This is a genomic window from Pseudomonas sp. GW821-FHT10B02, from assembly GCF_059415665.1.
Genome location: NZ_JBWKNR010000002.1, coordinates 550,742 through 574,115, shown reverse-complemented (window position 1 = coordinate 574,115; position 23,374 = coordinate 550,742). Strand labels below are relative to the sequence as shown.

21 protein-coding genes are annotated in these 23,374 nt (G+C 61.8%); 11 read left to right on the top strand and 10 right to left on the bottom strand.

Annotation, left to right across the window (positions count from 1 at the left end; all coding sequences use genetic code 11):
- A partial coding sequence (locus AC07OF_RS05700) for a retention module-containing protein (RefSeq protein ID WP_495072648.1) occupies window positions 1-2,570 on the bottom strand: 2,570 nt, incomplete at its 3' end.
- Window positions 2,571-3,087: 517 nt separating this feature from the next.
- Between AC07OF_RS05700 and AC07OF_RS05695 the strand changes: the two genes are divergently transcribed.
- Genes AC07OF_RS05695 through AC07OF_RS05685 form a run of 3 tightly spaced genes read left to right on the top strand, consistent with a single transcriptional unit; the run spans window position 3,088 to window position 8,014 of the window.
- On the top strand, window positions 3,088-4,461 hold the full coding sequence (locus AC07OF_RS05695; RefSeq protein WP_038613551.1) for a TolC family outer membrane protein: 1,374 nt from the start codon (window positions 3,088-3,090) through the stop codon (window positions 4,459-4,461).
- A 38-nt stretch (window positions 4,462-4,499) separates the two neighbouring features.
- Window positions 4,500-6,647, top strand: a complete 2,148-nt coding sequence (locus AC07OF_RS05690; protein WP_408635432.1) for a type I secretion system permease/ATPase — start codon at window positions 4,500-4,502, stop codon at window positions 6,645-6,647.
- An 11-nt stretch (window positions 6,648-6,658) separates the two neighbouring features.
- Entirely contained in the window at window positions 6,659-8,014 is a 1,356-nt protein-coding gene (locus AC07OF_RS05685; RefSeq protein ID WP_476445863.1) for an HlyD family type I secretion periplasmic adaptor subunit, read from the top strand.
- Window positions 8,015-8,079: 65 nt separating this feature from the next.
- On the opposite strand, the gene AC07OF_RS05680 is transcribed toward AC07OF_RS05685, so the two are convergent.
- Both AC07OF_RS05680 and AC07OF_RS05675 read right to left on the bottom strand, forming a co-directional pair.
- Complete coding sequence (locus AC07OF_RS05680; RefSeq protein ID WP_495072647.1) at window positions 8,080-8,679, bottom strand: tRNA-uridine aminocarboxypropyltransferase; 600 nt, start codon at window positions 8,677-8,679, stop codon at window positions 8,080-8,082.
- A gap of 53 nt (window positions 8,680-8,732) precedes the next feature.
- Window positions 8,733-9,626, bottom strand: a complete 894-nt coding sequence (locus AC07OF_RS05675; protein WP_038613562.1) for a LysR family transcriptional regulator — start codon at window positions 9,624-9,626, stop codon at window positions 8,733-8,735.
- 224 nt (window positions 9,627-9,850) lie between these two features.
- Between AC07OF_RS05675 and speB the strand changes: the two genes are divergently transcribed.
- Window positions 9,851-10,801, top strand: a complete 951-nt coding sequence (speB, locus tag AC07OF_RS05670; protein ID WP_038613564.1) for an agmatinase — start codon at window positions 9,851-9,853, stop codon at window positions 10,799-10,801.
- Window positions 10,802-10,945: 144 nt separating this feature from the next.
- The gene (locus tag AC07OF_RS05665) at window positions 10,946-12,325 is read left to right on the top strand and encodes a sodium:solute symporter family protein (protein ID WP_038613566.1); all 1,380 of its coding nucleotides are present in this window, start codon (window positions 10,946-10,948) and stop codon (window positions 12,323-12,325) included.
- Window positions 12,326-12,379: 54 nt separating this feature from the next.
- On the opposite strand, the gene AC07OF_RS05660 is transcribed toward AC07OF_RS05665, so the two are convergent.
- Entirely contained in the window at window positions 12,380-12,505 is a 126-nt protein-coding gene (locus AC07OF_RS05660) for a PA1414 family protein (protein WP_256205393.1), read from the bottom strand.
- A gap of 123 nt (window positions 12,506-12,628) precedes the next feature.
- Window positions 12,629-13,522: a putrescine utilization regulator PtrR gene (ptrR, locus tag AC07OF_RS05655; RefSeq protein WP_495072646.1), complete on the bottom strand. Its 894-nt coding sequence runs from the start codon at window positions 13,520-13,522 to the stop codon at window positions 12,629-12,631.
- A 105-nt stretch (window positions 13,523-13,627) separates the two neighbouring features.
- Here ptrR and AC07OF_RS05650 point away from each other — a divergent pair, with 105 nt between their 5' ends.
- Window positions 13,628-14,809 (top strand): MFS transporter, encoded by a 1,182-nt coding sequence (locus AC07OF_RS05650; protein ID WP_495072645.1) that lies wholly within the window; start codon window positions 13,628-13,630, stop codon window positions 14,807-14,809.
- Here the strand turns inward: AC07OF_RS05650 and AC07OF_RS05645 are convergent.
- Window positions 14,760-15,686: a DMT family transporter gene (locus AC07OF_RS05645; RefSeq protein WP_495072644.1), complete on the bottom strand. Its 927-nt coding sequence runs from the start codon at window positions 15,684-15,686 to the stop codon at window positions 14,760-14,762. The two genes, AC07OF_RS05650 and AC07OF_RS05645, sit on opposite strands and share 50 nt — an antisense overlap.
- Window positions 15,687-15,856: 170 nt before the next feature.
- Here AC07OF_RS05645 and AC07OF_RS05640 point away from each other — a divergent pair, with 170 nt between their 5' ends.
- Entirely contained in the window at window positions 15,857-16,126 is a 270-nt protein-coding gene (locus AC07OF_RS05640) for a hypothetical protein (protein WP_157193587.1), read from the top strand.
- Between the two features lie 66 nt (window positions 16,127-16,192).
- On the opposite strand, the gene AC07OF_RS05635 is transcribed toward AC07OF_RS05640, so the two are convergent.
- Window positions 16,193-17,518 (bottom strand): DEAD/DEAH box helicase, encoded by a 1,326-nt coding sequence (locus tag AC07OF_RS05635; protein ID WP_038613572.1) that lies wholly within the window; start codon window positions 17,516-17,518, stop codon window positions 16,193-16,195.
- A gap of 141 nt (window positions 17,519-17,659) precedes the next feature.
- Between AC07OF_RS05635 and AC07OF_RS05630 the strand changes: the two genes are divergently transcribed.
- Window positions 17,660-18,961 carry a mechanosensitive ion channel family protein gene (locus AC07OF_RS05630; protein ID WP_342622929.1) on the top strand — a complete coding sequence of 434 codons (1,302 nt, stop codon included), beginning with the start codon at window positions 17,660-17,662 and terminating at the stop codon, window positions 18,959-18,961.
- Here the strand turns inward: AC07OF_RS05630 and AC07OF_RS05625 are convergent.
- From AC07OF_RS05625 to AC07OF_RS05615, 3 genes are all read right to left on the bottom strand, one after another.
- Window positions 18,902-19,780, bottom strand: coding sequence for a carboxylate/amino acid/amine transporter (locus tag AC07OF_RS05625; protein WP_038613576.1), 879 nt, complete (start codon window positions 19,778-19,780; stop codon window positions 18,902-18,904). The genes AC07OF_RS05630 and AC07OF_RS05625 overlap by 60 nt on opposite strands.
- Before the next feature lie 146 nt (window positions 19,781-19,926).
- Window positions 19,927-20,526: an FMN-dependent NADH-azoreductase gene (locus AC07OF_RS05620; protein WP_038613578.1), complete on the bottom strand. Its 600-nt coding sequence runs from the start codon at window positions 20,524-20,526 to the stop codon at window positions 19,927-19,929.
- A 133-nt stretch (window positions 20,527-20,659) separates the two neighbouring features.
- Window positions 20,660-20,974, bottom strand: coding sequence for a 3-phosphoglycerate kinase (locus AC07OF_RS05615; protein WP_157193589.1), 315 nt, complete (start codon window positions 20,972-20,974; stop codon window positions 20,660-20,662).
- A gap of 49 nt (window positions 20,975-21,023) precedes the next feature.
- Between AC07OF_RS05615 and AC07OF_RS05610 the strand changes: the two genes are divergently transcribed.
- Genes AC07OF_RS05610 through AC07OF_RS05600 form a run of 3 tightly spaced genes read left to right on the top strand, consistent with a single transcriptional unit; the run spans window position 21,024 to window position 23,325 of the window.
- A complete protein-coding gene (locus tag AC07OF_RS05610; RefSeq protein ID WP_038613582.1) occupies window positions 21,024-21,947 on the top strand; it encodes a PA3225 family LysR-type transcriptional regulator in 924 nt (307 codons plus the stop codon).
- A 14-nt stretch (window positions 21,948-21,961) separates the two neighbouring features.
- Window positions 21,962-22,774, top strand: a complete 813-nt coding sequence (locus AC07OF_RS05605; protein WP_038613585.1) for an alpha/beta fold hydrolase — start codon at window positions 21,962-21,964, stop codon at window positions 22,772-22,774.
- Window positions 22,768-23,325, top strand: a complete 558-nt coding sequence (locus AC07OF_RS05600) for a peptidylprolyl isomerase (RefSeq protein WP_157193590.1) — start codon at window positions 22,768-22,770, stop codon at window positions 23,323-23,325. Before AC07OF_RS05605 ends, AC07OF_RS05600 begins: the two co-directional genes overlap by 7 nt.
- Window positions 23,326-23,374 lie beyond the last annotated feature (49 nt).

Genomic DNA, 23,374 nt, shown 5'->3' with positions numbered 1-23,374 from the left:
TGCGGGGTGATCGGGCCGCTGGCGATGCGGTCGGCGCCTTGCACATCGTTGCTCAGCACGTTGCCGGTCAGGGTCAGCTGCGTTTCCGTGGCGGTAGTGGTGTTGCTGTCGTCGTTCGCATCGGGCGCGTCGTCGACGATGTTCACATCGATCGAACCGTTGGCACTGCTGCCATCGCTATCAGTGGCTACCACCGTGAAGCTTTCGCTCAAGCTGGTGCCGTCACCGCTGCTATGCGCTTCGTTGTCGAGCAGCGTGTAGGTGTAAGTCACCACCCCGGTGCTGGCGTTGTAGCCCGTGATGGTCAGGGTGTTGCCTTGCGGTGTGGTAGCCGATTGCGGGAAGCCGACTGCATTGCCGCCAGCGACCACGGTGATACCACCGACAGTCAGGGTTTGCAGGCCATCCGCGGCACTCACGGTGAAGCTGCCGCCCTGGGTCAGGGCCGAGCCATTCGGGTTGCTGCCGTCGCTGAGGTTTTTCTCGTAGACGGTCAGTTCGCCGCCTTCGATATTCAGGCCGTTCAGGGTTACCGGGTCGTTGAGGTTGCTGACATCGATCTTCAAGGTCGCGGTGCTGCTGTCGCCGTCGGCATCCTTGAGGGTGTAGGTGAAGTTTTCGACGCCACTGCCGCCGCCCTTCAGGTTGATGAAGTCCGGGTCGCTGGTGTTCAGGGTGTAGGTGTAGGAACCATCGGCGGCGAGCACCAGGGTGCCGTAGGTGCCAGTGATGGTTTGTGGAGTGATGGGGCCGCTGGCGATGCGGTCGGCGCCTTGCACATCGTTACTCAGCACGTTGCCGGTCAGGGTCAGTTGCGTTTCCGTGGCGGTAGTGGTGTTGCTGTCGTCGTTCGCATCGGGCGCGTCGTCGACGATGTTCACATCGATCGAACCGTTGGCACTGCTGCCATCGCTATCAGTGGCTACCACCGTGAAGCTTTCGCTCAAGCTGGTGCCGTCACCGCTGCTATGCGCTTCGTTGTCGAGCAGCGTGTAGGTGTAAGTCACCACCCCGGTGCTGGCGTTGTAGCCCGTGATGGTCAGGGTGTTGCCTTGCGGTGTGGTAGCCGATTGCGGGAAGCCGACTGCATTGCCGCCAGCGACCACGGTGATACCACCAACAGTCAGGGTTTGCAGGCCATCCGCGGCACTCACGGTGAAGCTGCCGCCCTGGGTCAGGGCCGAGCCATTCGGGTTGCTGCCGTCGCTGAGGTTTTTCTCGTAGACGGTCAGTTCGCCGCCTTCGATATTCAGGCCGTTCAGGGTTACCGGGTCGTTTAGGTTGCTGACATCGATCTTCAGCGTCGCCGTACTGCTGTCGCCATCGGCATCCTTGAGGGTGTAGGTGAAGTTCTCGACACCCGTACCGCCGCCTTTCAGGTTGATGAAGTCCGGGTCGCTGGTGTTCAGGGTGTAGGTGTAGGAACCATCGGCGGCCAGTACCAGGGTACCGTAGGTGCCGGTGATGGTCTGCGGGGTGATGGGGCCGCTGGCAATGCGGTCGGCACCCTGCACATCGTTGCTCAGCACGTTACCGGTCAGGGTCAGTTGGCTCTCGGTGGCTGTCACCGCATTGATGTCCGCTACCGCATGCGGCATATCGTCGATGACGTTGACATCCAGCGAACCACTGGCCACATCACCATCGGTGTCGCTGACCAGGACGCTGATACTCTCGCCCTGTGCATTGGCCCCAGCGCCGTCCGGATGTGTCTCGGTGTTGCTCAAGGTGTAGCTGTAACTGACCACACCGGTCGCAGCATCGTAACCGGTGATGGTCAACACGTTGCCCAACCCGGTAGTGATGGATTGACCCACACCGGTCACCGCGCCAGCCGTGACGACGTTGATGCCACCGACATTCAGGTTGAACACACCATCCGGCGCCACCACAGTAAAACTGCCGGTCCGGGTCAAGGCGGCGGGATCGCTTGCCGAACCCTGGACCAGGTTGGCTTCGTTGAGGTTCAGCTCGCCTCCATCAACCTGCAAACCTTCGATAGTGACCGGGTTGTTGACCACCGGTAGCGGTGGCGATGGCTGCAGCGCGTCATTGTTGTTATTGAGATCACCGACATCCAGCTCTGGCACTTCGACAAAGCCGTTGAAACCCGCTGTCGGGAATCCGATGACCGGGTCAACCCGACCGCCCACCTCACTAAGCATGACAAAGGAATGACCACCGCCCAGCGCACCCGACGAGCCCCCACTCCCGGGACCGGCCGCCGTCGGATCGGCATCCTGGCTCGGGTCAGCGCCCGAGGCGATGGCTTGCTGGAGTTTTTCCACATCGGTGAGTTGCGCCTGACTGGGCGCCGGTGCCTGCGGCGCATCGACTTGAGGCGCCTGGTTAACCAGCAACTGCGGGGACATCGCCAGGCTGCTGTCACGGCCCAGGGTCAATTCGGCACCATTTTGCAGATGCACGGCCACCGCACCGGCTGCCCCCGTCTGCAACTGCTCGCCGGCAAACAGCCGGTCACCTTCGGCCAGCACCCGACGTGTCCCGTCATTGGCGACGGCGAAGACCTCTCCGACTACTTTGCTGACAATACCGATTAACTTGGCCATGAGCGCTCTCCTCCGCTGCGGAACGGTTTTTCGCAGAAAAGCACCCTGAATCTCGCGTGGTCGGCCTACGGCGCCTGCCCCGGGCCAACACCTGGAAAGCGCTGAAGGCGAAGGTCGATTTCAATGAAATCAACACCTTCGCCTGCCAGACACTTTGTGAACGTGGAAAACGAGCTGGCGATTTGGCATCTGCCAAAAAATTGTCGCCAACAACTGATCTTCCTCCATCCCCTCCGCTACATCCGTGCCCTTTGCCGCAAAAAAAACTGAACTTTCTCTGGCGCCCGAAAAATGGACTCTAGCGCCGTATCAACGGGTCGCCTGATATGAACAATGTCGTGGATTCCTTAGACCGCATAAGTTTTTTTTCGCATAACTCTTATGAAAAATTCTTCTTAGCTCGCCTTATAAATGTTCTTAGCTCTGTTGTTACAAGCCTGAAACGGTTTGACCTTAAAAGTTCGTCAAAAATATGACGACAGCAGCACCCAAATTTGAGATCAGGGAGAAGTACCCCATGCGCGTTTTGACCCCCATCACCGGCGCAATTCTATTGGCCATGGCATGTGCCAATGCTCAGGCGATGTCGCTTACGGAAGCTGTTCAAAGCGCCGTGGACCAACATCCGGAAATCAACGCCAGCCGTAACAATCGCTTATCCGCAGACGAAGACGTCAAGGTTGCCAAAGGCGGCTGGTACCCGCGCGTCGACCTGGTTGCCGGCTACGGTCGGCAGAAGTCGGATAACACCAATACTCGCTTCACCAACCCCGACGGCACATCCAATCACAACAAGGAAACCCTGAACTACACCCAGTCCGACCTGCGCTTGCGGCAGATGCTGTTCGACGGTTTCAACACCTCGAACGAAGTCGGCCGTACCGAAGCGGTGGTCAACTCCCGCGCCTACTACACCCAGGCAACCGCCCAAAGCATCAGCCTGCGCGCTGTCGAGGTGTACCTGGAGGTGCTCAAGCGCCGGGAGCTGGTGACCCTGGCCAAGAACAACCTGCAGGCTCACCTGCGTGTCAACGACCAGATCGGTTTGCGGAGCGAACGGGGTGTAGGCAGCACCGCCGACCTTGACCAGTCCACCGCCCGTCGCGCCCTGGCGGAAAACAACCTGTACACCGCCGAAGTCGACCTGGCCGATGCCGAAGCCAATTTCTACAGTGTCATCGGCCGCGTCCCCGACGAGCTGGAAACGCCGGTCACCATCAAGGGCGAGATGCCTGCCAGCTTGCTCGACGCACGTCAGGACATGCTTGAGCACAACCCCTACCTGAAGTCGGCCCAGGCTGATGTGCAAGCCGCCGAGCAGCAGTACGAAGTGGCCAAATCACCGTTCTATCCGCGCCTGGATGCGGTATTGGCCACCGGCGCCAACAACAACACCGCAGGCCAGGTCGGTCACGACAATAATGACTGGCAAGCCGGTGTCGAGCTCAGCTACAACCTGTTCCGCGGCGGCAGCGACAAGGCCCGCCTGCAGTCGGATGCGCACAAGATCAACCAGGCCATGGACATCCGCAACAATGCCTTGCGCACCCTCAACGAGGACCTGGCACTGTCCTGGAACGCCATGACCAACGCCCGCAAGCAAACCCCGACCGCCCGCGAATACGCTGACACCACTACCCGCGTGCGTGCGGCTTACCAGGATCAGTTCGGCCTCGGTCAACGGACCCTGCTCGACTTGCTCGACAGTGAAAACGAGCTGTACAACGCCAACCGCCGCTACACCGAGGTGCGCTATATCGAGGAATTCTCGATGTACCGGGTGTTGGCCAACATGGGTGAACTGCTGAACAAGCAACGCATCTCGCTGCCGCCTGAGGCGATTGCCCAGAGTGAAGTGAAAAGCGAAGCACGTCTGCCCGACATGCGCTAAGCCGCAATCTGCTGCAGGAGTAGGCCATTGTGACCAGCATGCAACCTGCGAGCTCGGCGGCGGATCCGCGCCTGAGTTTCGATGACCCGTTACTCGATGGTTTGCTGATTCTCTGCAAGCTGCACGGTTGCACGCTCAGCCGTGCCGGCCTGAGTGCCGGCCTGCCCTTGGCCCAGCAGCGTTTGAGCCTCGACCTGCTGCCACGCGCCGCCGCCCGCGCCGGTTTGCAGGCGCGCGTGCTGCGCCGGGAACTGGACGCTATTTCGGCGCTCAACCTGCCAGTGCTATTGCTGCTCAAACAGGGCCGCTGCGCCGTGCTGCGGCGCTGGGGCGATGATGGCAAGGCGTTAATCCTGCCCAGCGAGGCGGAAGGTGGCGAACAATGGGTCAGCCGCGAGGAACTGGCCGAGGCCTATAGCGGCGAAGCGCTGTTCGCCCGCCCCCGGCATGAGCTCGAAGACCTGCGCGCACCGTTGATGCCGCGGGTCAATGCCTGGTTCCGCGACACCCTGAAACTGTCACGCTGGCTTTACAGCGATGCGCTGCTGGCCAGTTTGTTGATCAACCTGCTCGGCCTGATGGTACCGTTGTTCGTCATGCAGACTTACGACCGGGTCGTGCCCAACCAGGCCATCTCGACCCTCTGGGTGCTGGTGGTCGGCCTGTTGATCGGCACCCTGTTCGAATTGGTTCTGCGCGTGGTGCGCGCCCACCTGCTGGATCAGGCCGGGAAAAAGACTGACCTGATTCTTTCGGCGACATTGTTCGAGCGCATCACCGGCATGTCGATGAAAGCCCGCCCGGCCACCATCGGTGGTTTTGCGCAAAGCATCCATGACTTCCAGGGCCTGCGTGAATTTCTCACCGCCGTGACCCTGACCAGCGTCATCGACCTACCCTTCGTGGTGCTGATGCTCCTGGTGATCGGCCTGCTCGGCGGCTGGCTGGTGGTGATTCCGCTGGTTGCCTTTCCCGTCACCATTATCTTCGCCCTGCTGATTCAGGTACGTCTGCGCGACACCGTGCAAAAGAGCTTGGCCCTGGGGGCGGTGCGCCAGGCCCTGCTGATCGAAACCCTCGGCGGCCTGGAAACCCTTAAAGCCTGCAGTGCCGAAAGCGAGCGTCAGTACCAATGGGAAAGCACCCACGGCGCCCTCACCCGCCTCGACGCCCATGCCCGCAACCTGTCGGCGCTGGCCACCAACGGCACGCTGTTCATCCAGCAGTTCTGCGGCATGGCGACCATTGTCGCCGGGGTCTACAGCATCATTGCCGGTAACCTCAGTGTCGGTGCCCTGGTTGCCAGCTACATGCTCGGCAGCCGCGTACTGGCCCCGCTGGGCCAGATCGCCGGGTTGATTACCCGTTATCAGCAGGCGCAGCTGACCATGCGCAGTACCGACGCGTTGATGGCCCTACCGCAAGAGCGTCAGGCAGGGCAGCAACCGCTGGAGCGCACCCAGCTGCACGGCGCCCTTGAAGTCAGCCATGTCAGTTTTCGCTATACCGGGCAGAACGCTGCAGCGCTCAATGCCGTGAGTTTCAGCGTCAAACCTGGCGAGCGCATCGGCATCATCGGCCGCAGCGGCTCGGGCAAAAGCACCCTGGCCCGCCTGTTGATGGGCTTTTATGCGCCGGACGAAGGACAGATCCTGCTCGACAATCTCGACCTGCGCCAACTCGATATCGCCGACCTGCGCAATCAGATCGGCTATGTCGCCCACGACCTGCCGCTGCTGGCCGGCAGTCTGCGCGACAACCTCACCCTCGGCGCGCGCTATGTGAGTGATGCACGCATGCTGGAAGTTGCCGAGCTGACTGGCGTCAGTGAACTGGCGCGCCAGCATCCGCAAGGTTTCGATCGCCCGGTCGGTGAACGCGGTCAGTTGCTGTCCGGTGGCCAGCGCCAGTCTGTGCTGCTGGCCCGGGCGATGCTGCTGGAGCCGCCGATCATGATCCTCGACGAACCTACCAGCCACATGGACAACGCCAGCGAAGACCAGCTGCGTCAACGCCTGCATGGCTGGGTCCAGGGCAAAACCCTGCTACTGGTCACCCACCGTACCTCGATGCTCAGTCTGGTCGACCGCCTGCTGGTGCTGGACAACGGCAAGGTGGTGGCCGACGGGCCGAAGGAAGCGGTTATCGATGCACTGCGCAAAGGCCGGGTCGGTTCGGCCATCTAGGGGATCTCGTCATGTCCATCAGCCAAGGCTTGCGCAGTTACTTCCAGAGCTTCGGCAAAACCGCCGAACGCGACTACATGCCGGACGTGGCCGGCGCAACATTGCAGGACTCGCCGCGCCTGTCGCGCATCACCGTATGGCTGGCGGCCGCCTTGTTGCTGGTGGCGCTGGCCTGGGCCTGGTTCGCGGTGCTGGATGAAGTCACCATGGGCGAAGGCAAGGCGATCCCGTCGAGCAAGGTGCAGGTGATCCAGAACCTGGAAGGCGGCATCGTCACCGAGATCTTTGTTCGCGAAGGACAGATGGTCAACAAGGGCGATACCTTGCTGCGCCTCGACGACACGCGCTTTCTGTCCAACAAGGGCGAGAGCGAAGCGGATCGCTATGCCCTCACCGCCCAGGTCGAACGCCTGTCGGCCGAGGCTGAGGGGCGCCCCTTTGAAGTTTCTGAAGAAGTACGCAGCAAAGCGCCGCAGGTGGCCGAGGACGAACTGTCGTTGTACCAGTCCCGGCAACGCCGCCTGACCAGCGAGAAGCAGACCCTCAGCGAGCAACTACGGCAGAAGACCCAGGAGCTGGCCGAGTTCCGCTCCAAGGCCGAGCAGTACCGCTCGGCGCTGGCCCTGCTGCAGCAAGAACTGAACATGTCGACGCCGCTGGTGGGCACCGGGGCGATTTCCCCCGTGGAGATCTTGCGCCTCAAGCGCAGCACCGTCGAAGCCCGTGGTTCGCTGAACGCCACCACCCTGGCCATTCCCCGCGCCGAGGCGGCGGTAGCGGAGATCAAGAGCAAGATCGAAGAATCGGAAGCCGGTTTCCGTTCGGAAGCGGCCAAGGAACTCAACGAGAAACGCACCGACCTGTCGAAAATCACTGCATCAAGCATCGCCATCGATGACCGGGTCACGCGCACCACGGTGGTTTCGCCGGTGCATGGCATCATCAAGCTGCTCAAGGTCAACACCATCGGTGGCGTGGTCCAGCCGGGCAGCGACCTGCTGGAGATCGTACCGCTGGAAGACAATCTGCTGATCGAAGCCAGGGTGCGCCCGCAGGACGTTGCCTTCCTGCACCCGGGGCAGCCGGCAATGGTCAAATTCAGCGCCTACGACTACACCATCTATGGCGGCCTGAAGGCCAAGCTGGAACTGATCAGCGCCGACACCGTCACCGACGACAAGGGCAATTCGTTCTACCTGATCCAGGTGCGCACCGACAAAAACCACCTGGGTGGCGATAACAAACCTTTGCTGATCATTCCCGGGATGACTGCCACGGTGGACATCATCACCGGCCAGAAAAGCGTACTGGACTATCTGCTCAAGCCGGTGCTCAAGGCGCGCACTGAAGCCATGCGGGAACGTTGAGCATCGCGGGGCAAGCCCGCTCCCACCGGAGGGGGCTCTGTAGGAGCGGGCTTGCCCCGCGATATTCAACGCAAATGATTACGCTCGTACGTCTCGCGCCCCATCGCCTCGATCTGACCTTCGATCAACGCCTCAAACGGTTTAAGCAACGCATCGAAACAGACCGGCGCCTCCAGCACATTCAACGCCTGCACCACCGCTTCCAGGGTCGACAGCGCCCCATCAGCCGGTGCTTTGCGCAAGCGGTAGCGCGAAGGCAGGACCTGGGCCAGCGTCACTCGCGGCAAGGCGGCCAGCAACGGATTCATGTGCAGCAGCTTGCTCGCCTTGCGCCAGGTGCCATCGGGCACTACCAGTAACCACGGGCGCGGATCCCGATCAACGGCATAGGCTGCCAGAGGTTGAGCCTGATCGCCGGGAAACAGCAACGCACTGCGATACCCAGGCACCTCAATCAGCGCGGCCAGATCCTCGAACACCTCACCTACCCGCAACTCACTGTTAGGCAAACCCAGTGCCGCCAGTTTCGCGGTATTGAGGGCATGACGTACTTCACTCGGATGCTGCAACACCAGCACACGGGTGCGGCTATCGAGGGACGGAATCAAGGGGCAAAGGCAATGGGCTTGTGGGCGCAGGCAGCGCTCGCACTGGATTCTGGACATCGGGTTCTCCTGGGCGGGCAAAGTGTGCCACAGCAACCGCGGAAAAAGCTTGGTCAGGCCGGGGTGAGCTGCGCCTTGAGCAAATCGCGGAAGGTCTGAATCAAGGGTTCGCGGCTGCGACCGCGGCGGATGATCATGGAAAACGGCGCCTGATAGCCAAAGGTCGCGGGAGACAATACGCGCAAATCGCCCTTGTCGGCCCAGGCCTGGGCATAGTGCTCCGGCAGGTAACCGATATAGGCGCCGGACAGCACCAGAATCAGTTGTGCCTCCATACTTTCCACCGTCGCCGCACTGTGTTTGAAACCGTGACGGGCCAGTTCCGCCTGGCTCCAGTAGCCACGCCCGACCATGCGCTGCTGGGTGATGACCTGCTCAGGAATGCGCCGCTCGTGAAACAGCGGGTGGCGGTTACTGCAGTACAGCCAGTGCTGCTCACGGTACAGCGGTTGATACACCAGTCCGCTCATGCGCGTCGAAAACGCACCGATGGCCAGGTCCAGACGGTTGTCCTGCACGCCCAGCTGCAACTCGTAGGGGCTGGACACCGACAGGTGCAAATGCACCGCCGGGTGCTCCTGGCTGTAAGCCCCGATTGCTTCGGCCAGCGGCAAAGCGCGGTCGCCGACGGTCGAGTCGATCACCCCCAGGTTCAACGTACCGCGTAACTCGCCCTTGAGCGCAGCCGCGTACTGCTCGAAGCCGTCCATTTCGGCCAGCAGGCGCAGGGTCTCCTGATGGAACAGTTCGCCTTTGCTGGTCAGGCTGAAGCCCCCTCGCCCGCGGTGACACAGGACGATCCCCAGCGCCGCTTCCAGCTGGCTCATGTAGGTGCTGATGGCCGAGGTCGAAAGGTTGAGTTCGCGCTGGGCATTGGCGAAGCCCTGATGGCGTACGACGCTGACGAAGATGCGCAGGAGTTTCAGGTCAGGCAGTGCAGAAGCCATGGCTTACGGGGTCCGAAAAGGCGGTGATTGGCAAAAGTCTAACCAGATTCCCGCCGATAGTTTAGAAAAACCTGAACTAAGTATTTGCCTGTAGCGATTCTTTTTGCCCACTACCTTTTGCAGACTCTGCCGCAATGCACCTGCTTGCCAGCACTTCAGGGTTACCAGCCGACCCGCAAGACAGGTTCCAACAACTAAAACAATCGAATCGATGAGGCCCGACCGTGGACAAGATTCTGCACCAACCACTGGGCGGCAACGAAATGCCGCGCTTCGGCGGCATCGCCACCATGCTCCGTCTCCCTCACCTGCAAAGCGCCGAAGGCCTTGATGCTGCCTTCATCGGCATTCCCCTGGACATCGGTACTTCGCTGCGCTCCGGCACCCGTTTCGGCCCACGGCAGATCCGCGCCGAGTCGGTGATGATCCGTCCTTACAACATGGCCACTGGCGCAGCTCCCTTCGATTCGATGTCGGTAGCCGATATCGGTGACGTAGCGATCAACACCTTCAACCTGCTTGAAGCTGTGCGCATCATCGAAGAAGCCTACGACGAAATCCTTGAGCACAATGTCATCCCCATGACCATGGGTGGCGACCACACCATCACCCTGCCGATCCTGCGGGCGATCCACAAGAAGCACGGCAAGGTAGGCCTGGTGCACATCGATGCCCACGCTGACGTCAACGATCACATGTTCGGCGAGAAGATCGCCCACGGCACCACCTTCCGCCGCGCCGTGGAAGAAGGTCTGCTCGATTGCGACCGCGTGGTGCAGATCGGTCTGCGCGCCCAGGGCTATACCGCCGAAGACTTCAACTGGAGCCGCAAACAGGGCTTCCGCGTGGTCCAGGCCGAAGAGTGCTGGCACAAATCCCTGGCGCCACTGATGGCTGAAGTCCGCGAGAAAGTCGGCGGCGGCCCGGTGTACCTGAGCTTCGACATCGACGGCATCGACCCGGCCTGGGCCCCAGGCACCGGCACCCCGGAAATCGGTGGCCTGACCACCATCCAGGCCATGGAAATCATCCGTGGTTGCCAGGGCCTTGACCTGATCGGCTGCGATCTGGTGGAAGTCTCGCCACCTTACGACACCACCGGCAACACCTCGTTGCTCGGCGCCAACCTGCTCTACGAAATGCTCTGTGTCTTGCCGGGCGTTGCTCGCCGCTGACCGACAGGCACCAGGAGCTACAACGAGGCAGGAGCCATGATCGCCGGATCGCACCAGCGGCCGGTGAAGTAGACGAATGACCGGTGCCGGGCTTGCCTGGCGCCAGGATCGATCTCACCATAATAAAGATAATCGGAGACACCCATGGCCTTAGACTTATTCGTTGTCTTGATCTATGCGGCCGGCATGCTCGGGCTTGGCTGGTATGGCATGCGCAAAGCAAAAACCCATGAAGATTACCTGGTGGCGGGACGTAACCTCGGCCCTAGCCTGTACATGGGCACCATGGCCGCCACCGTACTGGGCGGCGCCTCGACCGTCGGTACCGTGAAACTCGGTTACGTCCACGGCATCTCGGGCTTCTGGCTGTGTGCGGCCCTGGGCCTGGGCATCATTGCCCTGAACCTGTTCCTGGCCAAACCGCTGCTGCGCCTGAAGATCTTCACCGTGACCCAGGTGCTGGAACAGCGCTACAACCCCATGGCCCGTCAGGCCAGCGCCGTGATCATGCTTGCCTACGCGCTGATGATCGCCGTGACCTCAACCCTGGCTATCGGCACCGTTCTGCAAGTGCTGTTCGATATGCATTTCTGGGCCGCGATTCTGCTCGGCGGTGGTGTGGTTGTGGTGTATTCCACCATCGGCGGCATGTGGTCGCTGACCCTGACCGACATCGTTCAGTTCGTGATCAAGACCGTTGGTCTGATGTTTGTCCTGCTGCCGATCTGCCTGTACCGCGTGGGCGGTTGGGACGAACTGGTCGCCAAGCTGCCTAGCGCCAGCTTCAGCCTGACTACCATCGGCTGGGACACCATCATCACCTACTTCCTGATCTACTTCTTCGGCATCCTGATCGGTCAGGACATCTGGCAGCGGGTGTTCACCGCCCGTGACGAGAAAGTCGCCAAGCGTGCCGGCACCGTTGCCGGTGTCTATTGCGTGATCTACGGCCTGGTGTGTGCGGTGATCGGCATGGCGGCCCATGTGCTGCTGCCAGACCTGGCCAACGCCAACAACGCCTTTGCCGCCATCGTCAAATCCGCCCTGCCTGACGGCATCCGCGGTCTGGTGATTGCAGCAGCGCTGGCGGCGATGATGTCCACGGCCAGTGCTGGCCTGCTGGCAGCCTCGACCGTACTGACCGAAGACCTGCTGCCCAAGCTGCGCGGTGGCAAGCAATCGAGCCTGGCCATCAACCGCCTGTTTACCTTGCTCACCGGCATTGCCGTGCTGGGTATCGCCCTGGTAGTCGAAGACGTGATCAGTGCCCTGACACTGGCTTACAACCTGTTGGTCGGCGGTATGCTGGTGCCACTGATCGGTGCGATCTTCTGGAAACGCGCAACCACTGCCGGTGCAATCACCAGCATGACCCTGGGCTTTGTCACTGCCCTGGCGTTCATGATCAAGGATGGGATGGATGCCAACACGCCGATCTACTACAGCCTGGCGATCGCGCTGGTGAGCTTTGTGGTAGTGAGTTTGATGTCCCGCCGTCCGGTGGGTGCGGTAAACCTGGCCTGATCCAGGCCAACGGTGGCCGTCGCATCACCCTGATGCGGCGGCCCTGTCAGGCGTCTAGCGACGCGGCTGGCGCTTGCGCTGCTCCTCGTCGGTAGGGATCGGCACCGGCTGCAACGGCGGTGGAATCAAACCCAGAGCCGCAGCCAGGTCATGAAGCCAGTTGAACAGATTGTTTCTCATAACTCCCCCTCACGGGTCAGCCTGCACGGCGTTTCAATCCTGCGATGCTTCATACAGATCATAGCCCTATGTCTTGGATTGCGCATGCTCTAGGACTACAAGTTGGGTCAAGTTTGATCTTAATCAAGCCCTGACCGCCACCTCGGCCGTCTGAGCAACTGTTTCCCCTTGTTGCAGATCGATCCAGGCACTCAAATTCGCGCCGCGCATGCCTTTGCGCCACATCAACCAGGTCGTGGCCAGATCGAAGGGTGCTTGCAAGCGATGCACCGCTACCCGTTCACGCCCAGGCAAGCTGTCGAGCATCGACTGCGCCATCAACGCCACCCCCGCCCCGGCAATCACACAGGCAAGCATGCTCGGGTACGACTCGATTTCCATCACCCGGCCCATGGCCGCATGGTCATGGGCATACCAGGCCTCCAGGCGCATGCGGTAGGAACACCCCTGGCGGAAGGTAAACACCGCCCGCCCGGCTACGTCCCGGGCGCTATGCACCGGCGGATGATCGGGCTCGGTGATCAACACCAGGGTTTCATCGCACAGCGGCACACCGTCCAGCCCGGCCAGGGCCAGTGGCCCATCCACCAGGGCAGCGTCCAGACGACCGCTGAGCAGGCCTTCGAGCAGTTCACCGCTGGGCGCCGCCTGCACCTGCAGGTTCACCGCCGGATAAGCCTTGTGATAGCGCGCCAGCAGTGCCGGCAGGTGAATGGCGGCAGTGCTGTACATGGTGCCAAGGGCAAAGTCCCCCGCCGGTTGCCCGCCCTGCACCGCCGCGAAAGCTTCATCGCGAAGCGCCAGCATGCGCCCGGCGTAATCGAGCAATACCTTGCCTGCGGGCGACAACTGCAAACGCTGACGCTCGCGGCGAAACAACTCGACGCCCAGCTGCTCTTCCAGCTGACGCAGGCGTGTCGACAGGTTCGACGGTACCCGGTGCAAGCGCACGGCGGCCCGAGTGATCGAGCCTTCCTCGGCGACCGCCTGAAAGATGCGCAGCTGACTGAGCTCCATTAGATATTCTCCATAACTGAATAACTTTCTCATCATTATTCAATTTTACTGAAAGTCAATCGCCTTTAGCCTGACGGTCATCGATCCCCTTTCAGGAGTTTGAGCATGTCCCCGTCCATTCGCCTGCTTGCCTGCGCCGTGGCCCTGATGATGGCCATGGGTATTGGCCGCTTTGCCCTCACCCCGCAGCTGCCGCACCTGATCGCTGAAGGCCAGGTCAGCCTGACCGCCGCCGGCCTGATCGCCGCCGCCAACTATCTGGGTTACCTGCTCGGCGCGCTGGACGCCATGTTTGCCCGTCGCCCGGGCCAGGTCAGCGCGCGTCTGCACGCAGGCTTGTGGCTCTGCGCAGGGCTGACCCTGGCCTCGTTCTGGGCCCACGGCTTCTGGAGCCACATGCTGCTGCGCTTCGGTACCGGCGTGGCCAGTGCCTGGGTGCTGGTGATGCTCACCAGCCTCAGCCAGCAACTGGCGGCAGCAAGCAACCGGCCCCGGCTCGGGGCCCTGGTGTTCGCCGGGCCAGGCGTCGGTATCATGCTCACCGGCCTGCTGGCGTTGTTCTCCAACCTGTACGGCCTGGGCTCGGCTCCACTGTGGCTGATCTATGCCGCTGGCGCGCTGGTGATGCTGCTGGCAGTGCTGCCCTTTCTGCCCCGGCCACAAGCCTCAGCCACTGCCGGGGGCCCTTCACCGATGCAAGGGCCAACCCAAGGGATCGCACGCTTGGGCTTGATCTACGCCCTGTACGGCATCGGCTACATCATCCCGGCCACGTTCATGTCACAGATGGCCAGCGCCCGCTTCCACGGACACTGGCTGGCGGATCTGTTCTGGCCGGGGTTCGGCCTGGCAGCGGCAGTGGGTGTGGTAGTGGCCAGCTATCGCCGTCCACACTGGGGCAGCACCTCGCGCTGGTTGATGACGACGCTTTGGTTGCAGGCTGCCGGGGTGTTCGCCTGCTTGCTGGGCAATGGTCCGGGACTGGCCCTGGGGGTGTTGTTGTGCGGCACGCCGTTCCTGGCCTGCATGCAACTGATGATGCAGCGCCTGCGCGAACTGTCACCCGATGCCTACCAGCGCAACGCAGGCTTGCTCACCGCCTGCTTTGCCCTTGGCCAGCTCAGCGGGCCGTTGCTGGCCGCACTGAGCAATCAGTTCGCCGCCAGCCTGCAACCGGCACTGGTCATCGCCGGCTGCGGCCTACTGCTGGGCGGTGCACTGCTCTGCCGGCCGCAGCCTAGCCGAGCAGGCTGCGCAACCGTCGGCGCACCCACTGCTCAGCACTGACCAGCGTGACGCCGAGCAGGACCATGATGGCCCCGAGCACGAAGTTCAGACTCAGGGGTTCGCCCAGCAGCAGCACACCAAAGGTCACCCCGAACAGCGGAGTGATGAAGGAAAACACTGCCAGGTTCGACGCCAGGTAGCGGCGCAGCAGCCAGAACCAGGTCAGGTAGCTGAAGAACGACACGATCAGCCCCTGGAACAACAGGCTGCCAATAGACAGAGGCGTGAATTGCACCTGGGTGACCTGGCCGCTGAGGGCGGCGATCAGCAACAAGCCGACAAAACCGACCGCCAGTTGATAGAACAAGGTCAGGGTCGCCGGTGCCTCCGACAGCCGGGAAGCGCGCACCACCACGGTGGTCGCGCCCCAGGCCAGACCTGCCAGCACGCCGAAGGCATCGCCCAACAGCATGCGCCCGTCCATCTCAGACAGCGACACGCCACCGGCAAAGGCATAGGCAATACCGGCGAAGGCCAGGACGATGCCCAACCACTGCAGGGGCCGCAGACGCTCGCTCGGCAGCAGCCAGTGCAGGCCAAGAGCAGTGAACACCGGCGCGGTGTAGAGGAACACCGACATGTGCGCCGCCGAGGTCAGCTTCAGGCCTTCGGCAATGAACAAAAACTCCACCCCGAACAGCGCACCGGCCAGCAGCCCGCCGCGCCAGGTGTGCGCCACCTGGTCCCAGCCGCCGCGAAAACAGATCAGCAGGCCGACCAGCACCGCCGCCATGCCCGAACGCAGGGCCTGTTGCATCACTGGCGCAATGTCTGGCGCGGCCAGCTTGATCATCACCTGCTGGATGCCCCAGATCAGGCACAGCACCAGCATTACTTGCAGGGCAAAGGCATCGGTATTGCGACGGGTGGCGCTCATTGCGGGCACCCGCTATCGGCGAACGGCATGGCAGAGTCTCGGCAGCTGTGGATCCAGCGCCGATTATCAGCGGCTGCAGGCGTTGATTGCCAGCCTTGTGTTGCGCTTCGACTGAACTTTGCACACCGCTTGCGGCTCAACCGCAAGACCAAGCCAAGGGAGCTCTGCCCATGAAAAGCCTGTTGAACATCGCTGCCGCCGCCAGCTTGCTACTGGCCTTGCCGAGTTGGGCGTGCACGCTTGAGGAAGCCACGGAAAAACGTGAGGAGCTGGCCAAGGAGGTAACGCGACTGACGGAGCAGAACCCGCAGAAGGCCAAGGAGATCAATGACGAGTTGAAAGGTATGAAGCTTGAGAGTGCCAGCAAGGACCTGCCGGACAAGTGCCAGCTGATCGACAAGCGGTTGCAGGAGTTGAAGACGGCGGAGAAGAAGGTCTGAATCAGGCGGTGAAGCTATCGCCGGCAAGGCCGGCTCCCACAGGGAGCTGGCCTTCAAAGCGGATACTTACTCGGCAGCCGGGGCCGGCTTGCGACGCTTGAGCGGCGCCAGACCGTCGGCGCTGGCCAGCGGTGCATTAGGCTTCGGCTTGGCGGTCGGCTTGCGCTTGGCCACTACCTTCTTGTCGCCCTTCTTGTCAGTCTTTTTCTTCTTCACGCCAGCAGCCTTGCCCGAGGCCTTGACCTTCTTCGGCCCGCTGTAGGTGCCTTTGACTTCCTTGATGACCCGGCGCTCGAAGCTCTGCTTCAGGTAACGCTCGATGCTCGACATCAGGTTCCAGTCGCCATGGCAGATCAACGAAACCGCCAGGCCTTCGTTACCGGCACGACCGGTACGACCGATACGGTGCACGTACTCGTCGCCGCTGCGCGGCATGTCGAAGTTGATCACCAGGTCCAGGCCGTCAACGTCCAGGCCACGGGCCGCGACGTCGGTCGCCACCAGCACCTTGGCACCGCCCTGCTTCAGGCGCTCGATGGCCAGTTTGCGGTCTTTCTGGTCCTTGTCGCCATGCAGGACGAAGGCTTTGACGTCCTTGGCCACCAAGTGACCATAGATGCGGTCGGCCATGACCCGGGTGTTGGTGAAGATGATCGCCTTCTGATACGTCTCGTTGGCCAGCAGCCACTGAACGATCTGCTCTTTATGCTGGTTGTGGTCGGCGGTGATGATCTGCTGACGGGTACCGTCGTTGAGCTGGCTGACGGTGTTGAGCATCAGGTGCTCAGGGTCTTTGAGCACTTTGCCGATCATGTCGCGCAGACCGGCACCGCCGGTGGTGGCGGAGAACAGCAGGGTCTGTTCGCGGTTCGGGCACTCGCCGCACAGGCGCTCGACGTCTTCGGAGAAGCCCATGTCGAGCATGCGGTCGGCTTCGTCGAGAACAACGACCTGCACATGCTCAAGCTTGAGGTTGCCGGCGTTCAGTTGCTCGAGCATACGGCCCGGGGTACCGACGAGGATATCCGGCACCTTGCGCAGCATGGCGGCCTGTTCCTTGAAGTCTTCACCACCGGTGATCATGCCGGCCTTGATGAAGGTGAACTGGGCGAAACGCTCGATTTCCTTGAGGGTCTGCTGGGCCAGCTCACGGGTTGGCAGCAGTACCAGGGCACGGATCTCGACACGCTTTTGCTTGAGGTCGACCAGACGGTTGAGCACCGGCAGTACGAAGGCTGCGGTCTTGCCGCTACCGGTTTTCGCCGTCACCCGCAGGTCACGCCCCTGCAAAGCCAGGGGAATGGCGGCCGCCTGCACCGGAGTCGGCTCTTCGAAGTTCAGTGCAGCAACGGCTTTGAGCAGGCGTTCGTGCAGGGCGAATTGGGAAAACACGGGTGTACCTCGGGCATGTGCAGAAATTCAGCCGTATAGGGTAACGTTTTCCAGCGCCTACGCCGAATTTCTTTTGGCATTGATGCACCGTTCCGGGCTCTAATAACCCCTCATTTTCACTTCGGACACGTCAACTACCGCATGGCTATTGAACAGTTCTGGCAAAACGCCCTCGATCTTTGGGGCACTCTTGATCAACATCCCGTGATACACGCGGGCCTCGGCCTGGGTGTGCTGCTGGTCATCGCCCTGGTGCTGGGCCGGGTGGCACGCTTTCTGATACTTCACGCCGTCAAGCTGCTGGGCCGACAGCCGGCACTGCACTGGGTCAATGATCTGCTGCAAAACAAGGTTTTCCACCGCCTGGCGCAGATGACGCCCTCGCTGGTGGTGCAGTTCGGCCTGAAACTGGTGCCGGAGCTCAATGCCCCCAGCCAGCATTTCCTCGGCAACGTCGCGCTGGCCTTCACCATTCTGTTCCTGATGCTGGCCATCAGTGCCCTGCTCGACGCCCTGCTGGACATCTACGCGCGTACCGAACACGCCCGCACACGCTCGATCAAGGGTTATGTGCAACTGGCGAAGATGGTGCTCTACGTCTTTGGCGCGATCATCATTGTCGCCACGCTGATCGACCGTTCGCCGCTGTTGCTGCTGTCGGGCCTGGGTGCGATGTCGGCGGTGATCCTGTTGGTGTACAAGGACACCCTGCTGTCATTCGTGGCCAGCGTGCAGTTGACCAGCAACGACATGTTGCGGGTTGGCGACTGGATCGAGATGCCCCAGGTCGGCGCCGACGGCGATGTGGTGGATATCACCCTGCACACGGTCAAGGTGCAGAACTTCGACAAGACCATCGTCTCCATTCCGACCTGGAGGCTGATGTCCGAGTCCTTCAAAAACTGGCGCGGCATGCAGCAGTCGGGCGGGCGGCGGATCAAGCGCAGCCTGTTCATCGATGCCGGCGGAGTGCGCTTCCTGCGCAACGATGAGGAACAGCGCCTGGGTGAAGTGCGCCTGCTGACCGACTACATCGCCCGCAAGCGCAGCGAGCTCAAGGCCTGGAACGAAGCCCAGGGCAATGTCGCCGAGCTTTCCGCCAACCGTCGGCGCATGACCAACATCGGCACCTTCCGCGCCTATGCCCTGGCCTACCTGAAGAGCCACCCGGAGATCCAGCCGAACATGACCTGCATGGTCCGCCAGATGCAGACCACCGCCCAGGGCGTGCCGCTGGAGATCTACTGCTTCACCCGCACCACCGCCTGGGCCGACTATGAGCGTATCCAGGGCGACATCTTCGACTACCTGCTGGCGGTGATGCCCGAGTTCGGCCTGAGTCTGTATCAGCAGCCCAGCGGCAATGACCTGCGCGCAGGCCTGCTACCGGCGGGCCTGCCCCACCAGCAACGGACGCTGACTGCCGAGACGACCGAGCCATAGCGAAGCCAGAATCACCGCCCCGCCGATGAACAACCTGCCCAGGGGCTCGTGCTGATTCCAGATCAGCAAGTTGAGCAGCAGCCCCACCGGTACGTGCAGGTTGTTCATCACCGCCAGGGTCGCGCCGGAAACCAGGCATGCGCCCTTGTTCCACCAGTACAAGCCCAACGCCGTCGGGCACAGCCCGAGAAACAGCAGCACCAGCCACTGCACATCGGTGCTGGGCAGGTGCTGGCTGTTGCCGAACGCCAGGAACGCCGGCAACACCACCAGCAAGGCACCCAGGTAGAAATAGCCAAAGCGCCGGTAATGCGGCAGGTCGCTGGGGTTGCGCGCGATCAGGTGCCGGTACAGCACCTGGCCGGCGGCATAGGTGAAGTTGGCCAGTTGCAGCAGCAGGAAGCCGATGAAGAAGTCCGGGCTGATGCTGTCGAAGCGGATCACTGCCGCGCCCGCCACCGCCACCAGGGCAGCCACCAGCGCCCAGGGATTGAAGCGCCGGTTCAGGGCATCTTCGATCAGGGTCACATGCAGGGGCGTGAGGATGGTGAACAGCAGCACTTCCGGCACGGTCAGCACCCTGAAGCTCAGGTACAGACAGACATAGGTAATGCCGTATTGCAGGGCGCCGATCAGCAGCATCGAGCGCATGAAGCGCGGCTCGACCTGACGCCAGCGGGTCAGCGGCAGGAACACCAGCCCGGCCAGCACTACCCGCGCCAGCACGGCGAAATAGCTGTCGACATGACCTGCCAGGTACTCGCCGATCAGGCTGAAGGAAAACGCCTGGATCAGTGCGACGATCAATAAATAGCCCATGGTTGCCCCTTGCTGTAGAGGCGGCGACCTTAGCTTTTCACTGATCACGGGGCAAGCGCACAAAAAAGCCCGGTCATGCACAAGGCAATGACCGGGCAGGTACACCCAAAGGAGCAACAGGTGTCAGGCGGGAAAATTCAGTGCAATCACGCCACCGCGGCCAGCTGGGCCTTGGCCTGGTTCAAGCCCTTCTCATGGAAGTCACCGCCCATGTTCAGGCCTTCGGCGTGAATGAAGGTCACATCGTGGATACCGATGAAGGCCATCACCTGACGCAGGTACGGTTCCTGATGGTCGCTCGAGGCGCCAGCATGGATGCCGCCGCGGGCCGTGAGGATGTAGGCCTTCTTGCCGGTCAGCAGCCCCTGCGGACCGGTTTCGGTGTACTTGAAGGTGATGCCGGCACGCAGTACGTGGTCCAGCCAGGCTTTCAAGGTGCTTGGGATGGTGAAGTTGTACATCGGCGCAGCCAGCACCAGTACATCGGCGGCCAGCACTTCGTCGGTCAGTTCGTTGGAGCGGGCCAGCGCCTGCAGCTCGTCGCTGTTGCGCTGCTCTTCGGGCTTCATCCAGCCACCGAGCAGGTTGGCATCCAGGTGCGGCACCGGGTTGACGGCCAGGTCGCGCAGGGTGACCTGGTCGCCAGGATGGGCGGCTTGCCACTGGCTGACGAAGTCACTGGTCAACTGCCGGGAGATCGAACCCTGCTGGCGGGCGCTGCTTTCGATTACGAGTACACGGGACATGGGTTGCCTCCATCGGCGAATGTGGTAAGTCGATGGAGGTAAGACTAAACAGTGACCGATCGATTAAAAAGCGTAAAATTTGGGTGCAATCTATCAGTTTATTTGTTTTATTGTGCCGGTGCGCTAGCCTCAGTTATTGCGGCTTGCAGTCCAGGCTGATGCGCAGCTTGATGATCTCGCGGTTGAATTTGGCTGTGACATCCTTGCTCTGCCTGGCCGGCACCTGTACCCGGCGCACCCTGGGGGCTTCCGGGCCGTTACGGAACAGCACCTTGCACTGGGCGGCCACCTCGCCGTAGTTGTTCAGGGTGATCGAGCCGATGTCACGGTCGGTGTCGTAGGTGGTGTAGTCGAGCTTGACGCCGTCGAGGTTTTTTTCCACATCGATGGGATAAGCCAAAGCTGTGAGCGGAAGCAGGGCCAGCAGTACAGCACAACATTTTTTCATACGACGCTCTCCATGAAAGAGCGCCAGCTTAGGACAACAGGAGCCGAAGATGAAAGCGCCGCGCGTTACCCTGGATCAGTGGCGGACCCTGCAAGCGGTGGTCGATCACGGTGGTTTTGCCCAGGCGGCCGAAGCGCTGCACCGTTCGCAGTCCTCGGTGAGCTACACCGTGGCGCGCATGCAGGACCAACTGGGGGTGCCGCTGCTGCGCATCGACGGACGCAAGGCGGTGCTGACCGAAGCCGGCAACGTGCTGCTGCGCCGCTCCCGGCAACTGGTCAAGCAGGCCAGCCAGCTGGAAGACCTGGCGCACCATATGGAACAGGGCTGGGAGGCCGAAGTGCGCCTGGTGGTCGATGCCGCCTACCCCAATGCCCGCCTGGTCCGCGCCTTGAGCGCCTTCATGCCGCAAAGCCGCGGTTGCCGCGTGCGCCTGCGTGAAGAAGTGCTTTCCGGGGTCGAAGAGGTGCTGCATGAGGGCATCGCCGACCTGGCGATCAGCGGCTTCAACATTTCCGGCTACCTGGGTACCGAGCTCAGTTCGGTGGAGTTCGTCGCCGTGGCCCATCCCGATCACAGCCTGCACCGACTGGGTCGCGAGCTGAACTTCCAGGATCTGGAAAGCCAGCTGCAAGTGGTGATCCGCGACTCGGGCCGTGCGCAACCGCGCGATGTCGGCTGGCTCGGCGCCGAACAGCGCTGGACCGTGGGCAGCCTGGCCACCGCGTCGACCTTCGTCAGCAGCGGCCTGGGCTTTGCCTGGCTGCCACGTCACCTGATCGAACGGGAATTGCGCGAGGGCGTGCTCAAGCCCTTGCCGCTGGATCAGGGTGGCAGTCGCCATCCACTGTTCTACCTTTACTCCAACAAGGACAAACCCTTGGGCCCGGCCACGCAAATTCTTATCGAATTGCTGCGCAACTTCGATACCGCGCCGCTGGACGTGCCCTTCGCCGCTCCCGCCCAAGCCTGACAGGAATCATGCCCATGGCCTATTTCGAACATGAAGGTTGTTCGCTGCACTACGAGGAATACGGCCAGGGCGATCCGCTGGTATTGCTCCATGGCCTGGGCTCCAGCTGTCAGGACTGGGAGATGCAAGTGCCGGCACTTGCCCGTCACTACCGGGTGATCCTGATGGACATCCGTGGCCACGGTCGCTCCGACAAACCGCGCGAGCGCTACAGCATCCAGAGTTTCAGCGCCGATCTGCTGGCCTTGCTCGAACAGCTGCAGACCGGCCCGGTACACCTGGTCGGCCTGTCGATGGGCGGCATGGTCGGCTTTCAGTTCGCGGTCGATCACCCGCAGTGGCTGCGCAGCCTGTGCATCGTCAACAGCGCCCCGGAGGTCAAGCGCCGCACCCGCCAGGACTGGATCTGGTGGGCCAAGCGCTGGGCCCTGGCCCGCGCGCTGAGCCTGGAAGCCATCGGCAAGGGCCTGGCTGCACGGCTGTTCCCTGAGCCGCAACAGGCCGACCTGCGCCGCAAGATGGCCGAACGCTGGGCGAAAAACGACAAGCGCGCTTATCTTGCCAGCTTCGATGCCATTGTCGGTTGGGGCGTCAGCGAACGCCTGGGGCAGATCCGCTGTCCTACGCTGGTCATCAGTGCCGATCAGGATTACACCCCGGTAGCCCTGAAAGAACGCTATGTGGCCCTGATTCCCCAGGCGCGACTGGCGGTCATCGAAAATTCCCGGCACGCTACACCCCTGGATCAACCGCACATTTTCAATCAGACGCTGCTGCAGTTTCTGGCGGCGTCCACCACCTCTCAAGGAACATTGAGCCCATGCTGAAAAAACTCCTGCTCGCCACTTGCTCGGTTGTCTTCGCCACCAGCCTGATGGCTGCCGAGAAGGCGCCCCATGTATTGCTCGACACCAGCTTCGGCCAGATCGAAGTGGAACTGGACCCGGTCAAGGCGCCGATCAGTAGCAAGAATTTCCTGGAGTACGTGGATAGCGGCTTCTACACCAACACCATTTTCCACCGGGTGATCCCTGGTTTCATGGTTCAAGGTGGCGGCTTCACTGCGCAAATGCAGCAGAAGCCGACCAAGGATCCAATCCGCAACGAAGCCAGCAACGGCCTGCACAACACCCGCGGCACGCTGTCGATGGCGCGTACCTCGAACCCCAACTCGGCCACCAGCCAGTTCTTCATCAACGTAGCCGACAACGCCTTCCTCGATCCGGGTCGTGATGCCGGTTACGCGGTGTTCGCCAAGGTGGTCAAGGGCATGGACGTTGTCGATCAGATCGTCAACTCGCAAACCACCGTCAAGAACGGCATGCGTGACGTGCCGGTCGATCCGATACTGATCAAGTCGGCCAAGCGCCTCGACTGACCCCGGGCTTCACAGGGACGTGAGCCGAGGCCTGAGGGTCTGACTGAAC